This window comes from Agrobacterium sp. CFBP 3001 (assembly GCF_027871605.1).
Classification (GTDB): Bacteria; Pseudomonadota; Alphaproteobacteria; order Rhizobiales; family Rhizobiaceae; genus Agrobacterium; species Agrobacterium leguminum.
The window spans coordinates 20339-35699 of record NZ_JAQAHD010000023.1 but is presented as its reverse complement, the minus strand read 5'-3'; the positions used below and the strand labels follow the sequence as shown (position 1 = coordinate 35699).

Here is a 15361-nt window from a genome sequence, read left to right as displayed (position 1 = left end):
TTTCAATATCGCATATATTCGCATGCGGAAATCGGTATAAGGCTCGCAATGGCGAAGATGGCGATGGAGAGTGTTTTGAGCGAGGCGAGGCAGGTCGCGATTATCGGCGGCGGACCGGCGGGGCTGATGGCGGCCGAGATGCTTTCGGCCGCAGGCAATGCCGTGACGGTGTTGGAGACGATGCCGACCGTGGCGCGTAAATTGTTGATGGCCGGAAAATCCGGCCTCAACATCACCCATGCCGAAGATTACGACAGCTTCCGTCACCGGTTCGGCGATGCGGAACCGAGGCTGCGCGCCGCTCTCGATGATTTTACGCCGGACATGCTGCGCGACTGGGCGCAGGGGCTGGGGCAGGAAACGTTCGTCGGCACCTCGGGCCGGGTCTTTCCCACCGTCATGAAGGCCTCGCCGCTGCTGCGGGCATGGCTTGCCCGGCTGGAGGCGCAGGGGGTGACCATCAGGACGCGACATCGCTGGATGGGTTTTTCCAGTGAGCATCTGGTTTTCGCGACACCGGAGGGCGAGATCACCATCAAGGCCGATGCCGTTCTTCTGGCGCTCGGCGGCGCAAGCTGGCCGCGTCTCGGCTCCGATGCCGCATGGGTTCCGGCGCTGGCGGAGAAAGGCGTGGCGCTTTCCCCGTTCCGCCCCGCCAATTGCGGTTTCGACGTTGACTGGAGCGATATCTTCCGCGCGCGTTTTGCCGGTGAAGCGGTGAAATCCACCATCACCATTTCGCCGGCCGGAGCCTTTCAGGGCGAATTCGTGATCACGAAGCATGGTATTGAGGGCAGCGTGATCTATGCCCATTCCGCCGCGCTGCGCGACCGGCTGGAAGAGGCGGGCAAAGTGTCGCTCGCAATCGATCTTGCGCCGGGACGTACGGTGGAACGCCTCAGCCGCGATCTGGCGAAACTCGGACGGAAAGAGAGCTTTGCAAACCGCATGCGCAAGGCGGCCGGCTTATCGGCGGTGAAGGTCGGGCTTCTGCGGGAAATCTTTCCCGATATCGCGGCCATGCCGGATGAGTTCGTCGCCGCGAGAATAAAACATGCGGAGATACCGCTTTTGCGGACGAGACCGATTGCCGAGGCAATTTCGTCCGCCGGCGGTATCGCGTGGAGCGACCTTGATGAGAACTACATGCTGGAAAAGCTCCCCGGCATATTTGCTGCCGGGGAAATGCTGGATTGGGAAGCGCCGACCGGCGGTTATCTCTTGACCGCCTGTTTCGCAACCGGCAAGGCCGCCGCACAGGGCATGGCCGCGTGGCTTGAAGGCTCAGCCTGACAAACGTTCAGCTGTGCCTGCTTCCTCACCATGTGCGGTTCTGACGAGGCAGCGCATGATGGCATCGGTGGTGACGGCGCCGAGCGATTTGCCGTTTTCCCCGACGACTGTGGCGCTGCTGACATTTTCCCGGACGAGGGCGCGCAGGCCCTCTTCAACCGTCATATCCGCATCGAGCTGAAGGCGGGACTGGCCGGCAAATTCCGGCTGCACCACGGCGCCAAGGCGAATGACGCGGCCGCGATTGACCTCTTCCACGAAGGCTTCGATATAGCTGTCGGCGGGCGACATGACGATTTCGGCCGCCGTCCCCTGCTGGATGATTTCGCCGTCGCGCAGAATGGCGATCTTGTCGCCCAGCCGCAGGGCCTCATCGAGATCGTGGGTGATGAAGACCACGGTTTTTTTCAGTTCCTTCTGCAGTTCCAGCAGCACCGTCTGCATATCGACGCGAATGAGCGGATCGAGCGCCGAATAGGCCTCGTCCATCAACAGGATTTCGGCATTGTTGGTCAGCGCCCGCGCCAGACCAACACGCTGCTGCATGCCGCCTGAGAGCTGGTTGGGATAATGGTTGGAGAAACCTTCCAGCCCCACGCGCCTGATCCAGACCTCTGCCCTTTCTTCGCGCTCGCGTTTGTCGACGCCCTGCACCTCGAGGCCATAGACGACGTTTTGCAGCACGTTGCGGTGCGGCAGCAGCCCGAATTTTTGGAACACCATCGCTGTCTTGTGGCGGCGGAATTCCAGCAGATCCGCTTCGTTGAGGCGACACACGTCCGTGCCGCCATAGAGGATTTCGCCGGCGGTCGGGTCGATCAGCCGGTTGACGTGGCGGATCAGCGTCGATTTGCCCGAGCCGGAAAGGCCCATGATAACGGTGATCTGCCCGCCCGGCATGGTGATGTTGATATCGCGCAGGCCGAGCACATGGCCATGTTTGGCGTTGAGATCGGACTTGGACATGCCGGCCTTAACGGGTTCGACATAGTCTCCCGCCTTGGGGCCGAAAATCTTGTAGAGGCTGCGAATTTCGATCGATTGACTAGCCATGCGCCACTTCCCGGTGTTTTTGCAGTCGAAGGCCATAGGCCTGGCTGATGCGGTCGAAGATGATGGCGATGCCGACGATGGCAAGCCCGTTAAACACGCCGAGCGTGAAATACTGGTTGGCAATGGCCTTCAGCACCGGCTGACCGAGGCCCTGAACGCCGATCATGGAGGCGATGACGACCATGGCGAGCGCCATCATGATGGTCTGGTTGATGCCGGCCATGATGGTGGGAAGGGCAAGCGGCAGCTGCACCTTGAAAAGCTTCTGGCGCTTCGAAGAGCCGAAGGCATCGGCAGCCTCCAGCACGTCGCGGTCGACCATGCGGATGCCGAGATTGGTAAGCCGGATCATCGGCGGAATGGCGTAGATGACGACGGCGATGACGCCGGGCACGCGGCCGATGCCGAGCAGCATGACGACAGGAATGAGATAGACGAAACTCGGCATCGTCTGCATCACGTCGAGAACGGGATTGACCACGCTCTGCAGGCGGTTGGAGCGCGCCATGGCGATGCCGATGGGCAGGCCGACGACGATGGACAGCACGGCGCAGACGAAGATCATCGAGACCGTCTTCATCGTGTCTTCCCACATGCCGAACCAGCCGATGGCGAAGAGAATGCCGCAACAGAGCGAAACAATGGTGGCGCTGCGGCTGCCGAACCAGGCAAGCGCGCCGACAATAAGAATAACGACCGGCCAGGGTGCGCCGATCAAAAGCCTTTCCGCCCAGATGAGGAAGCTCTGAAGGGGGGTAAACAACCCCTCGATTGCGCCGCCATAGGTTCGGGTGAAAGCCCGGAACCCCTCGTCGATGACTTTTTTCAGCGCGCGCAGAGCATCGTCATTCATGGTCGGAAATTTGAAAAGCCATTCCATATCCTGTTCTCCATGACGAACCGGAGGCGGGGATCGATATCCTCCGCGCTCCGGGAGTAAAATCGTCAGAGCGCCGCGCATCCGTCAGGATGCAGGCCGGAACGCTCTGTTGAACCGGCGCATCGCCACCGGAAAGCCGGGAGGCATTCCAGGCCCGATGCGGGCGCGGCGTCGCCGCTGGCGGACGCCGTTTGCCGGGCAGATATGCAGGGGCCGGCTTTTAAAGGGCGGCCTTTATCTTTTCCGCGACGTCAGGAGATACCCAGCCCGTCCACAGCGCTTCGTTTTCCTTCAGAAAGTGCTTGGCGCCGTCTTCACCGGTCGCCTGATTATCCGTCATCCAGGCGATCAGCTTGTTGACGGTCGCGTTGGTCCATGCGCGTTTGTTGAGATAGTCCATGGCGGGGCCGGCACGATCGGCAAAGGACTTGCTGACCAGCGTCTGCACGTCGTCCACCTGCCATGCGTTCGGCTTGGGGTCCGCGCAGTCGGCGACGGATGTGCAGCGCTTCCATTCGGCCGCATCATAGTCCGTTCCGAATTCGAGCTTTACCATCTCGTATTTGCCGAGCAGCGAGGTGGGCGCCCAATAATAACCGACCCATGGCTGCTTGGCTTCATAAGCCTTGGCGATGGAACCGTCGAGACCTGCGGCGGAGCCGGTGTCGACGAGGGTGAAGCCGGCCTTTTCACCGCCGAAAGCCTTGAAGAGCTGTGCGGTGACGACAGTGCCGCCCCAGCCCTGCGGGCCGTTGAACACGGCGCCCTTGGACTTGTCTTCGGGCGAGGGGAAGAGTTCGGGATGTTTGAAGAGATCAGGAATGGTCTTGAGATCGGGATTGGCGTCGGCGACATATTTCGGAATCCACCAGCCCTGGACCGCGCCATCCGAGAGGATCTTGGCGGCCGCAACGACCTTGCCGCCCTCCAGCCCCTGCTTGACGATTTCCGGCTGCAGGCTGACCCATGCCTCAGGCGCGATATCCGGCTGGCCTTTTTCGGCCATGGAGGTCAAAGTCGGCACAGTGTCGCCGGTGACGATTTCGGCGGAGCATCCGTAGCCCTTTTCGAGAATGAGCTTGTCCAGATTGGCGGCGACTTCGGCGGATTGCCAGTTCATGCTGGCGATCGTCACGTTTCCACAGTCGGCGGCATAGGCCGCACCGCCTGAAAAGGCGAAGCCGGCGGAAAGAATTGTGGCACCCAAAAGTATTTTCATTGTTGTTCCCTCTGGTCGCGGTGTGGCGAAGACCCGGGCGCTGACGGCACCGCGACCGCCAGCGCCCTTATTGAGGCTTAATAATTCCTTTGTCGCCATCCCGTTTGCGGCAATTTCTGGCGTATTGAGGATGCCAATTGTCAAACGAAGGCGGGGTCGCAGGGATATATTAGAGAAATTTTTGGCACGAAGGTCCTGAAATGTTTGATGGTTTAGCATTCGCCTTGCGACATTTACGCCGCGATGGAACTTTTTCAATTTTCTGAAAAGCGTGGGAACAATAAGCGGAAGTTTTTGTTTTCTTGGACTTTTATCCTGTTCTGTATTACGGGAGATTTTCTCTCGGTTTTTGTGGTGATGTTGAATGACCAATCTTGTTGCTGCGCCGGTATGGCCGATCGGTGGCGGTCAAACGGGTGAGCTTGTGCGCCGCTTCGACTGGTCGAAGACATCGCTCGGTCCTATTTGCGACTGGCCGCAAAATCTGAGGCAGAAAGCCAATTCCGTCGTCAATTCCCCCATTCCGCAGGTGCTGATGTGGGGCAGGGATCATGTGATGATCTATAATGACGGCTATGCGGAGATCGCCGGCAATTATCACCCGCAGGCGCTGGGCGGAACCGTGCCCGGCATCTGGCCGGAAATATGGGACTGGAACAGCCGCATTCTCGAAGCCGGTTTTCGCGGTGAGGTCATGGCCTATCGCGACCAGCCGATGACGCTGATGCGGCATGGCCTGCCGGAAGAGGTGATCTTCGATCTGTTCTACACGCCGATCTACAATGAGGGCGGCACGGTAGACGGCGTTTTATGCACCGTGCTTGAAAATACCGACAAGGTGAAGGCCGTGGAGGCGCTGGAACAGAGCCGCGAGGAACTGAGCCGGCTTACCAATGCCCTGCCCATTCTGGTCGGATATGTCGACCGTGATTACGTTTATAAATTCGCCAATGACGGCTATCTGGAATGGTTCGGCCGCCGCGCCGAAGAAGTGATCGGCCGCAGCGTTCCCGAAATCGTCGGCGAGGCGTTTTTCGAGGCCCGCAGGGCCTATCTCGACCGCGCACTCGGCGGCGAAAAGATCGTTTCGGATACCGTGATCAGCAGACCGGACGGCAGCACGCGCGCCGCCGAAATCCGCTATGTTCCGCGTTACATTGCCGATGGCTCCATCGACGGCATCTATGTGCTGATCATCGATATCGAGGAGCGCAAGCGCTCGGAGCGGGAAATTCTCATCAGCAACAATCGCTTCCGCGCTGCGGTGGATGCCGTGCACGGCGTGCTGTGGACCAACAGCGCCGAAGGAATGATGCTGGGCGAGCAACCCGCCTGGAGCGCTTTGACGGGTCAGACTCCGGAAGAATATCAGGGGTTTGGCTGGGCGGAAGCGGTTCATCCCGACGACAGGCAGGGGTCTGTCGACAGCTGGAACAAAGCGGTCGCGGAAAAGTCGACCTATATCTGGGAACATCGGGTGCGCCGCCATGACGGCGTCTACCGCACTTTCGCGATCCGTGGCGTGCCGATTTTCGACAAGGCCGGCGCCATTGCCGAATGGGTCGGTGTCCATACGGATGTCACCGAACAGCGGCGGGCCGAAAATACCCTCAAGGAACATGCGAGCAATCTGGAGCGCGAAATTCGCCACCGCATCCGGGCGGAAGAGCAGCTTCGGCAATTGAACGAGAGCCTTGAGGCGCGTGTCGAGGCGGAAATGGCCGAGCGTCGCCAGACCGAAAAGGCGCTACAGCAGGCGCAGAAAATGGAATCCATCGGCCAGCTCACCGGCGGCGTGGCGCATGATTTCAACAATCTGCTGCAGGTGATCGCCGGCAATCTGCAATTGCTGTCAAAGGATGTGATGGGCAATGAACGTGCGGAGCGGCGGCTGGAAAACGCGCTTGCCGGCGTTCATCGCGGCGCAAAGCTGGCCAGCCAGCTTCTGGCCTTCGGCCGCCGCCAGGCGCTGGAGCCGCGTGTCATCAACATCGCCCGTTTCGTGACCGGTATGGACGATCTGCTTCGCCGCTCGCTTGGCGAGGCGATCGAGGTGGAGGTCATCACCTCGGGCGGTCTCTGGAACACCTATGCCGACCCCAACCAGGTGGAGAATGCTCTTCTCAATCTGGCCATCAATGCGCGCGACGCCATGGAAGGGCAGGGCAAGCTGACCATCGAGGTCGGAAATGCGGTTCTCGACCGCGATTATGCCCGCAAGCACTCGGAAGTTTCGGCGGGGCAATATGTGATGCTCGCCGTCACCGATACCGGCTCTGGCATGTCGCCGGAGATTCTCGAAAAGGTCTTCGAGCCGTTCTTCTCGACCAAACCGGAAGGCAAGGGCACCGGTCTCGGGCTTTCGATGGTTTATGGTTTCGCGAAACAGTCCAGCGGCCACGTCAACATCTATAGCGAGGTGGGGCAGGGAACGACGGTGAAGATGTATCTGCCGCGCTCCGCCGCCGATGAGGACAGGGAAGTGGTGATGCCGACCGGCCCCGTGGAGGGCGGCACGGAAACCATTCTTGTGGTGGAAGATGACGAGGAAGTGCGCAACACCGTCGTCGAGACCTTGAGCGATCTCGGCTACCGCGTGCTGACCGCCCGCGATGCACAGGCCGGTTTGACGGTGGTGGAAAGCGGCATTCCGATCGATGTCATCTTCACTGACGTGGTGATGCCTGGACCGTTGAAAAGCCGGGAAATGGCGCGCCGCGCGCAGGAACGGCTGCCCAATCTCGCCGTTCTCTTCACCTCGGGTTACACCGAAAACTCCATCGTGCATGGCGGCAAGCTGGATGCCGGGGTGGAGCTTCTCTCCAAACCCTATACGCGCGAAGCGCTGGCGCGGCGCATTCGCCACGTCATCGCCAACCGCAAGCAGGTTTCGCTGTCGAGAGCGCGGCCGACATCGGCTCCGGGTTCTTCCAAGCTTTCCGAGCCGGTCAGGGCGGTCGAAAATCAAAACCGGTCCATACGCGTTCTTCTGGTCGAGGATGACGAGTTGATCCGGATGAATTCGACGGAGATGCTGTCGGAGAGCGGCTTTGCCGTCGTGGAGGCCGGAAATGCGGCGCAGGCGCTGAAAGCTATCGAAGCGGATCAGATCGACGTTCTCGTCACCGATATCGGCCTGCCCGACATGAAGGGCGGCCAACTGGCGGTGGAGGCCCTGCGCCGCAAGCCGGGGATTGCCATTGTGTTTGCGACGGGCGACAGCCATTTGCCGGAAGGAGCGCCGGCAAGCGCGGTTCTCTTGACCAAACCTTACGACGAACAGCAGATCGTCTCCGCCGTTGAACAGGCCCACACGGGCAAGTCGGTGGCGGCCGAATAGGCCGCCTTGCCGCCGGTTCAGTAACCGCGGGCCATGTCGACCGTCTCCGGCAGCCCGCCCGTTTCCCGCCATGTGCGAACATTGCCGGCCACGATCCGGGCCGAACTTTCCCGGCTTGTCGGCGCGGAAATATGCGGCAGGACCGTAACTTTGGGATGCTGCCAGAAGGCGGAAGCGGCGGGCAGCGGCTCCTGCTCGAAGACATCGAGAACAGCGTGCGAAAGCCTGCAGGAATCAAGCGCCGCAATCAGGTCATCGGCGACGATGACCGCGCCGCGGGCGAAATTGATGAGTGCCGCGCCCTGTTTCATTGCGGCGAGACGGGTGGCATCAAGAAGACCGCGCGTCGCATCGGTAAGGGGCACGAGGCAGACGAGAATGTCGCTCTTTTCCAGCAATGCCTGCAGCCCGGCATCGCCGGTCAGCGTTTCCACGCCCTCTATCACCTTGGCCGAACGGCTCCAGCCTGCAACGTTGAAACCGGCATGGATGAGGCGCTCCGCCGCAGCCGTGCCGAGGGCTCCGAGGCCGAGGAGACCGACGGTCATCTCGCCGGGGTGGCGATAGTCCAGCTCCTGCCAGAGCGCCTTTTTTTGGTTTTCGCGATAGGCGGGCATGTCGCGCTGCAGATAATAGGTCCATGCCAGCACGGCTTCGGCCATCACGCGGGAAAGCTCCGGGTCCTTCAGCCGAACGATGGGGGGTGCCTTATCGCCCAGTTCCAGCACCAGTCGCTCGACACCCGCCCACAGGCTGTGGATCCATTTGAGGCCCGGAAGTGCCGCGATATCGGCCGGATCGGGATTGGCGACGATGGCGAAATCCACTGCCCGGCGCTGTTCGCCCGTCAATTCGGAAAAGGAAAGGATTTCCTCCTGGGGCATTGCGGCGCGCAGCGCCTCTTTCCAGACGGCTTCCGTTTCCGCATTCATCCGTGAAACAAAGGCGATGGGTGATGGCATGGGACTGATCCTGCTTGCGATTTTAGCTTCATGCCATAAATGCGCAATTTCAGGGGGCAATGCCATGGGTGGAATGGGGGAATTTGTGATTCTTCCGTCATGCCGGACTAGATCCGGCATCCAGCCGCCGCGCGTCTGCGCGGCGTCAAGACTTCTTTTCAGCCCAAGGACTTGGGCTGGCTGGACCCCGGCTCGGGGCCGGGGTGACGGAGTGTGGATGCAACCGGCCTGTTAAATCTTCACCATTACGCATCTTCCTTTACCGGCGGCTTCGCATCGCCGTAATAGGCCGAGAATTTCTCGTGATAATGCTCCGAACCGCCGGGGCCGGCATAACGCTGCAATTCCGTCATGTCGGTCTTGTTCAGCACGATGCCGAGCGTCTTGTTGGCGATCTGCGGTTCGTTGGCCATCAGGTTCTGCACCATCTGGATCGGCGTCTTGCCCCATTCGGTGACGAAGACGAAACCGTCCACCTGCGGCGCAAAGGCCTTGGCGTCGATGACGGGAACCACGGGTGCAAGGTCGACGATGATGTAGTCACAGGCCTCGCGCGCGGAGTCGATGAATTTGCGCATGCCGGAGGAAGACAGCAGCTCGCTCGAATGGGCGAACTGGTTGCTGGTGGAAACCGGCAGGATGCCCATTTTCGTGCGCGTATCCACCTTCACCGCCTGCGTCCATGGAACTTCATCGAGCACCACTTCGACGAGGCCGGCGGATTGCCGTGTCGTCAGCATGCGGCTGAGGCCGGGATTGCGGATATCCGCATCCACGACCAGCGTGCGCTTGCCGGTGGAGGCGATCAGCCCGGCGAGATTGAGCGCGACGACCGACTTGCCTTCGTTCGGCAGGCAGGAAATGACGCCGATGACCCGGCACTGGCGCTCCTGAATGACGACATCTGCCGTCAGTTTCACGTTACGCAGCGTCTCCGCAAAGCTGGAGCGTGGGCTGTCGACGGCAAGGCGCAGCATTTTCTGGAACGAGACCTGTCCGCTTTCGTCAAGCGTCGCATTCTCGCCGCCGGGGGTGGCGGCGCTGTTGCCCGGCTTGGCGTTTTCCACGCCCCGTTCACCGATGAAGGGCAGGTAACCGAGAAAACGCATGCGCAGATTGTCACGCACATCATTGCCGGTGTGGAAGAAGCGATCCCGGAATTCGAGAAGGGCTGCGATACCGCCGCCCAGCATCAGGCCGAGAACGACCGAAAGCGCCATGGTCATGGTCTTTTTCGGGCTGGAAGGCGATGTCGGCAGGCCGGCTTCGGAGATGATGCGGGCCTTGGCGATTGGCAGCGACTGCTTCTGGGAAGCCTCCTCGAAGCGGCCGAGATAGGACTGGTAGAGGGTGCGCAGCGCGGTTGCCCGCTGCTCAAGTTCGCGCAGCTGAACCATGGTGATGTTGGCTTCGGAATTACGGCCAGCCACCCGGTCGATATTGTCGCGCAGCGACTGCACGCGGGAATTGGTGACGTCGTATTCGTTCTTCAGGCTGCCGGTAAGCTGCTGCAGTTCCTGATAGATCTGCCGCGAAACCTCTTTCTTCTCGGCGTCCAGCGCAACCGCCTGCGGATGGTCGGCGCCGAATTGCTGGACGATGCCCTGCTGCCGGTCGGAAATGGTGATGTAGCGTTTGCGCAGATCCTGAATGACCGAATTATCGGTGTCACGGGCCGAAACGACGGCATTGTCGACGGCCGCATCCGGTCCCCGGTCGATGATCGATTTATACTGGTTGTAACGGGCAGAGGCCGTCGCGGCATCGGCCTGCGCGGCGATCAGCTGGCCGTTCAGGTCGGCAAGCTGGCCTTCGGACATCAGCTCGCCGCGCGAGGAGACGATATTGTTGTCCGACTTGAATTTCTGCACCGCCAGTTCAGCCGCCTGGGCGCGCTGGTTGAGGTCCGTCATGCGTTCCTGCAACCATACCGAAGCGCGTTCGCTGGCGTCGAAATTGGCGTTCAGCTGTTCGGTAAGATAAGCCTGCGCATAGGTCTTGGCGATCTGCGCAGCGAGCTGGCGGTCGGTCGAGCGGGTGGAAATGGCGATGACCGAGCTGCGGCCGACACGTTCCACCGTCAGCGACTGCTGCAGCACGGCGGCGGCCTTTTCGCGGCGTCCGGCGCGGATTGCGGCTTCGGAGACCGGCGGATCGCCCGGCAGGACGAGATCGAGAATGCCGCGCACGGAGGATTTGACGAGTTCGACCGGCGACATCGGCGGATTGACGATGGTGTCGTTCTCATCGAGCTTGGCCTTGTCGACCACCGTCAGCGCCATTTCCTTGGATTTCAAGATTTCCACGGCGCTGGCGATGCGGTTGTCGACGATCTGCGCGGCGGGCACCGGCGATTCCTCTTCCGCATAACGGGAAAGGCTTTCATCCAGGAGCACCTGCGTCATCGCGGTGTAAACGGGGGTCGCAAGCACCAGATAAAGGCCGGCCAGAACCACGGCGGCGATGACCGAAGCGGCAATGACATTGGCGCGACGCACCACGGCGGCCCACAGGCGGTCGAGGTCGATGAACGTATCGGAATCCTTGCCGGACTCCGGAAAACCGATGTTGGATTTAAAGGTCTTGTGGTGCATGGACCTACCTTGTGAATTAAAATGGTACGCGGGAAGCCGAACACATGCTCGCCTTCCCGCCTCCCGTTATTGGTGCGCCGGCCGCCTCCCCCGGCGGCGCGATTAAAGTCAGGCCGCCTGGACGCGGCTTTCGTGGTTCGCCACCAGTTCCTTCACCGAAGCGAGAACCTGGGCTTCCATGTCCGCGCGCAGCAGCGAGAAGGCGACGTTGGCGGCGATGAAGCCCTGCTTGCTGCCGCAGTCGAAAGTACGGCCGCTATATTTCTGCGCATGGAAAGACTGCTTTTCGGCAAGCCGCTTCATACCGTCGGTCAGCTGGATTTCATTGCCCGCGCCGCGTTCCTGCCTGGCGAGAATATCGAAAATTTCCGGCTGCAGGATGTAACGGCCATTCAGGTAATAATTCGAAGGCGCCTTGGAAGGTTCCGGCTTTTCGACCATTTCGGTGACGGCGAAGCCATGATTGACCTTCTGGCCGACGCCGACGACGCCATAGGACGAGACTTCTTCCGGCAGGCATTCCTCGACACCGAGAATATTGCCGCCGACTTCATCGTAAAGTTCCATCAGCCCGGCAATGCAGCCGCGTGCGCCATAGGAAACCATATCAGGCAACAGCAGGGCGAAAGGCTCCTTGCCCACCAGTTCGCGTGCACACCAGACGGCGTGGCCGAGACCGAGCGGCACCTGCTGGCGCGTATAGCTGACGGTGCCGGCAACGGGCAGCATCTTTTCCAGCTGCAATACTTGCACGGTCTTACCGGAGCGGGTGAGCGTGTTGATGAGTTCCGGCGCGCTGTCGAAATAGTCTTCGATGGCGGTCTTGTTGCGGCTCGTCACGAAAATAATGTGCTCGATGCCGGCCTGCATGGCCTCGTCAACGGCATATTGCACGACTGGACGATCCACGATCGTCAGCATTTCCTTCGGCATCGCCTTGGTGGCGGGCAAAAACCGTGTGCCGTTGCCAGCTACGGGAATGACGGCTTTTCTGACAGTTTTGTTCAGGTCCATCGCGTTCTCCTTCATCAAGGTTTGATCTGTCCCCAGTCCCCGCGCAGATTTCGTCCACGCGTAAATTCACGAAATCTGTCTTTTCACCCCTGTATTCGCTGCGGGCGCAAACATCGCGTCCCGCAGCCTCCTCAGCCGCACTGCAATCGGCATTCGCAAATGTCCCAGCACGGCAGGATCCCTTATCGTGGTCTTCAAGGCGCCGAGTACCGAGCGGCTCTTGATGTTTTCCACCAATGTCAAAAAATTATGCGCCAGCCGCAGGCTGCGGGCTCTCGCCTGCTGCGCATCCATGGCGGCCGGCAGCAATGTGTAATGGCTCAGGAATTCCTGATCCGCCCGCATCATCGCTTCGATGTGATGAAGTTCGAGCACGCGCGAAATCGAACCTTCGCGGATATTGTAGATGTAACCCGGCTTCGGTTCGATGACGCAGAGACCGCCGGCGGCGAGCGCCGAGGCGAGCAGGATGTAATCCTCGCCGATGCGGATGTCCTCGCGGAAGCGCAGCCCCTCGTTATTGAGGAAATCACGCCGGAACATCGGTTTCATGTAGCCGAAGTTGAAGGTGGCGCGGAACAGGATGTTGGAGGAAATGAAGTCCTCAAGCGTGAGAACCGGCCGTTCCTCCAGAAATTCTTCCGGAAACATCGTCTCCATGGGCCTGCCGTCGGTATAGACCACATCGAGATTATCGACCGCAATCGCCGCATTGGCGGCTTCCGCCCGGCACATCATGCAGGCGGAGCGCTCCGGGCGAATGACATCGTCGGAATCGAGCACGGCGATCCAGCGTCCGGTCGCGGCTTCGATACCGGCATTGCGTGCCCCGCCCGGACCGAGGTTTTCGGCAAGAGCAAGCAGGCGGACGCGCGGATCGATGATGGCGATAGCTTCCACGAGCGCAATGGTGTCATCGGCGGAGCGGTCGTCGACGACGATCACTTCCAGCGTTACACCCTGCTGGTCGAGTGCGCTTTGAAGGGCGGCTTCAATCGTATCGGCGGCATTATAGGCGGCGATGACGAAGCTGATATCGGGCGGCGAGGCAAGGTTCTCCATCAGGTCGCCTCCACCGCGCCATACTGGCGGATTTCACGCACGCCGAAAGCGCCGCTCATCGAGCCCATATGCAGTGCGCCACGCAGCGCATAACGGTTGCGGCGCACGGCGTTGAAGCCGTTCAAGGCGGCGAAGACGGCGCAATACAGCACTTTCGAACCTGCCTTCAGCACCTGCACCACGCGGCGTATACCGGGTTTCCTGTCCGCCAGCACGCGGCCATGGGTCTGGCCGGAGCGGAAGCGGCGCTTGGCAAGCCACATGAAGCTTGCGCGATTTTCCGGCACCGGTTCGGACAGCATGGCGTCTTCCGCAAAAACGATGCGGCCGCCAGCGGCGTGAAGATGCGAAAAGAAATGGGTGTCCTCACCGCCGCTCTGGCCGAGCGCCAGCGCGAAGCGCCGGCCCTTCACCGAGGGCGCATCCATCTTGAGCAATGTGTTGCAGGTATAGCCGGTGATGATCTCGCCATTGACCCAGACCGGAACTGTCGAGTGGAAATCGCCGCGTTTCATCCAGCCCGGCGCATTGTCCCGGTAAACCGCCGTTACGGGGCCGAGAACGGCTTCCGCACCGGTTTCATCGGCCTTTTCCAGAAGGGCAGCCAGCCAGTTCGGCGGAGCGGTCTCGTCATCATCGATGAAGGCCAGATAATCCGCCTTGCATTCCGATAGGCAGGCATTGCGGGCAATCGAAATATTCGATTTCGGGCAATGCACATAGGTGATCTCGAAGGGTGCTGTTTCGCGCAGGCGATCGACGCTCGCCCTGGCGCTCGGCTCCTCGTCATTATCGGCAACAATCAGCCGAACTTTCACGCCTTCCGGCACCTCCAGTTCGAAGAGTGACAGAAGTGTGGCAACCAGCGCCGGACGTCTGTAGGTGCAGATGCCGATATCGACGGTTTTCGAATCATGTGGGCGGGTGACGGTGTTGTCGGTCATGAGACAGCCTTTCTTCCCCGGAATTTCAGGAGTTCCAGCCAGAAGCCGGTGGACCAGGCCAGATGCATCACCATTGCCGAAAAGGCGGCGAGCGGGCCGTATGGGTTTTTCTGACCTATTGCCATCCACAAGCCATAACCCACACATGCGGCGATCCAGAGGCCGAGCGGAATAAGTGCCGCCCAATGCACAAGCGACAGCAGCGCGAGGATGAAAACCGGCAGCACGGCGAGCGGGATCATCTGGCGGATTTTCGGGATCGAGCGATGTTTCAGGAGGTTCTTCGCCCGGCCACGGCCATAGGCGAGATATTGCCTGAAGAGCGGCATGACGCTGGCGCGCGGATAATAGGTCATGCGGGTTTTGTCGGTCATCCAGATGCGGAAACCGGATTTGCGCAGGCGGAAATCCAGCTCGGCATCCTCATTATGGCTGAAGCTCTCGTCATAACCGCCCACCGCATCGAAAGCGGCGATCCGCATCAGCGCGTGGTGGCCATGGTCGATCCAGTGGCCTTTCGCGCCTTCGCGGTGCTTGGAGCCGCCATTGCCGAGCTTGGAATTCTGGGCGATGGCCGTCGCCTTCTGGAACAGGCCGTGGCCGACCGTATCCATGGCGACGACGACGGAATCAGCACCTGTGCGCTCGGCATCCTCGATCAGCCGCTGGCAATAATCATCGGGATAATCGCCATGGGCGTCGATGCGGATGAGGTAATCGAAATCCTCGCCGAAGGTGGCGACGGCAAGGTTGATGCCGGCGCTCTGGATGCGCTTCGGATTGGGAAGAAGCGTCACGCGGTCATCCGCCGCCGCAAAGGCGGAAACGATATTGGGGGTTCCATCCGTGCTGCCGCCATCGGCAACCACGATGCGGAAAAGACGCCCCTGCATCGCGCCGGTGAATTTGACAAGCAGCCCTTTGATCGTCTTCGCCTCATTGAGGCAGGGAATGACGATCAGCGTTCTGATGCCGGAATGACCAAGACCTTCCATGATTT

The 15361-nt window shown here is 60.5% G+C and carries 11 protein-coding genes; 2 read left to right on the top strand and 9 right to left on the bottom strand.

The window, feature by feature from the left end; all coding sequences use genetic code 11:
- Nucleotides 1–48 precede the first annotated feature (48 nt).
- Entirely contained in the window at nt 49–1293 is a 1245-nt protein-coding gene (locus PH605_RS21695; RefSeq protein ID WP_142846023.1) for a TIGR03862 family flavoprotein, read from the top strand.
- Here the strand turns inward: PH605_RS21695 and PH605_RS21690 are convergent.
- The 3 genes from PH605_RS21690 to PH605_RS21680 all read right to left on the bottom strand — a co-directional run bounded on the left by PH605_RS21690 (nt 1285) and on the right by PH605_RS21680 (nt 4445).
- Nucleotides 1285–2346, bottom strand: a complete 1062-nt coding sequence (locus tag PH605_RS21690; protein WP_065657397.1) for a quaternary amine ABC transporter ATP-binding protein — start codon at nt 2344–2346, stop codon at nt 1285–1287. The genes PH605_RS21695 and PH605_RS21690 overlap by 9 nt on opposite strands.
- Entirely contained in the window at nt 2339–3226 is an 888-nt protein-coding gene (locus PH605_RS21685; RefSeq protein ID WP_035263623.1) for an ABC transporter permease, read from the bottom strand. The genes PH605_RS21690 and PH605_RS21685 overlap by 8 nt, the downstream gene beginning before the upstream one ends.
- A 220-nt stretch (nt 3227–3446) precedes the next feature.
- Nucleotides 3447–4445 (bottom strand): ABC transporter substrate-binding protein, encoded by a 999-nt coding sequence (locus PH605_RS21680; protein WP_065657396.1) that lies wholly within the window; start codon nt 4443–4445, stop codon nt 3447–3449.
- Between the two features lie 364 nt (nt 4446–4809).
- Here PH605_RS21680 and PH605_RS21675 point away from each other — a divergent pair, with 364 nt between their 5' ends.
- Nucleotides 4810–7785 (top strand): hybrid sensor histidine kinase/response regulator, encoded by a 2976-nt coding sequence (locus PH605_RS21675; protein WP_142846024.1) that lies wholly within the window; start codon nt 4810–4812, stop codon nt 7783–7785.
- 17 nt (nt 7786–7802) lie between these two features.
- On the opposite strand, the gene PH605_RS21670 is transcribed toward PH605_RS21675, so the two are convergent.
- The 6 genes from PH605_RS21670 to PH605_RS21645 form a co-directional block, all read right to left on the bottom strand.
- On the bottom strand, nt 7803–8747 hold the full coding sequence (locus tag PH605_RS21670; RefSeq protein ID WP_142846025.1) for a 2-hydroxyacid dehydrogenase: 945 nt from the start codon (nt 8745–8747) through the stop codon (nt 7803–7805).
- 245 nt (nt 8748–8992) lie between these two features.
- The gene (locus tag PH605_RS21665; protein ID WP_065657393.1) at nt 8993–11341 is read right to left on the bottom strand and encodes a polysaccharide biosynthesis tyrosine autokinase; all 2349 of its coding nucleotides are present in this window, start codon (nt 11339–11341) and stop codon (nt 8993–8995) included.
- A gap of 108 nt (nt 11342–11449) precedes the next feature.
- The gene (locus PH605_RS21660) at nt 11450–12355 is read right to left on the bottom strand and encodes a UTP--glucose-1-phosphate uridylyltransferase (protein WP_142846026.1); all 906 of its coding nucleotides are present in this window, start codon (nt 12353–12355) and stop codon (nt 11450–11452) included.
- 66 nt (nt 12356–12421) lie between these two features.
- Entirely contained in the window at nt 12422–13417 is a 996-nt protein-coding gene (locus PH605_RS21655; protein ID WP_142846027.1) for a glycosyltransferase family 2 protein, read from the bottom strand.
- Nucleotides 13417–14361, bottom strand: a complete 945-nt coding sequence (locus PH605_RS21650; protein ID WP_142846028.1) for a glycosyltransferase — start codon at nt 14359–14361, stop codon at nt 13417–13419. The genes PH605_RS21655 and PH605_RS21650 overlap by 1 nt, the downstream gene beginning before the upstream one ends.
- Nucleotides 14358–15356 (bottom strand): glycosyltransferase family 2 protein, encoded by a 999-nt coding sequence (locus PH605_RS21645; protein WP_142846029.1) that lies wholly within the window; start codon nt 15354–15356, stop codon nt 14358–14360. The genes PH605_RS21650 and PH605_RS21645 overlap by 4 nt, the downstream gene beginning before the upstream one ends.
- Between the last annotated feature and the right edge of the window lie 5 nt (nt 15357–15361).

What these genes read in the sequence shown, in the direction of transcription:
- PH605_RS21695 (WP_142846023.1), top strand. Translation starts at nt 49, where the DNA reads ATGGCGAAGATGGCGATGGAGAGTGTTTTGAGCGAGGCGAGGCAGGTC.
- PH605_RS21685 (WP_035263623.1), bottom strand. Translation starts at nt 3,226, where the DNA reads ATGGAATGGCTTTTCAAATTTCCGACCATGAATGACGATGCTCTGCGC.
- PH605_RS21670 (WP_142846025.1), bottom strand. Translation starts at nt 8,747, where the DNA reads ATGCCATCACCCATCGCCTTTGTTTCACGGATGAATGCGGAAACGGAA.
- PH605_RS21660 (WP_142846026.1), bottom strand. Translation starts at nt 12,355, where the DNA reads ATGGACCTGAACAAAACTGTCAGAAAAGCCGTCATTCCCGTAGCTGGC.
- PH605_RS21665 (WP_065657393.1), bottom strand. Translation starts at nt 11,341, where the DNA reads ATGCACCACAAGACCTTTAAATCCAACATCGGTTTTCCGGAGTCCGGC.
- PH605_RS21655 (WP_142846027.1), bottom strand. Translation starts at nt 13,417, where the DNA reads ATGGAGAACCTTGCCTCGCCGCCCGATATCAGCTTCGTCATCGCCGCC.
- PH605_RS21690 (WP_065657397.1), bottom strand. Translation starts at nt 2,346, where the DNA reads ATGGCTAGTCAATCGATCGAAATTCGCAGCCTCTACAAGATTTTCGGC.
- PH605_RS21680 (WP_065657396.1), bottom strand. Translation starts at nt 4,445, where the DNA reads ATGAAAATACTTTTGGGTGCCACAATTCTTTCCGCCGGCTTCGCCTTT.
- PH605_RS21645 (WP_142846029.1), bottom strand. Translation starts at nt 15,356, where the DNA reads ATGGAAGGTCTTGGTCATTCCGGCATCAGAACGCTGATCGTCATTCCC.
- PH605_RS21650 (WP_142846028.1), bottom strand. Translation starts at nt 14,361, where the DNA reads ATGACCGACAACACCGTCACCCGCCCACATGATTCGAAAACCGTCGAT.
- PH605_RS21675 (WP_142846024.1), top strand. Translation starts at nt 4,810, where the DNA reads ATGACCAATCTTGTTGCTGCGCCGGTATGGCCGATCGGTGGCGGTCAA.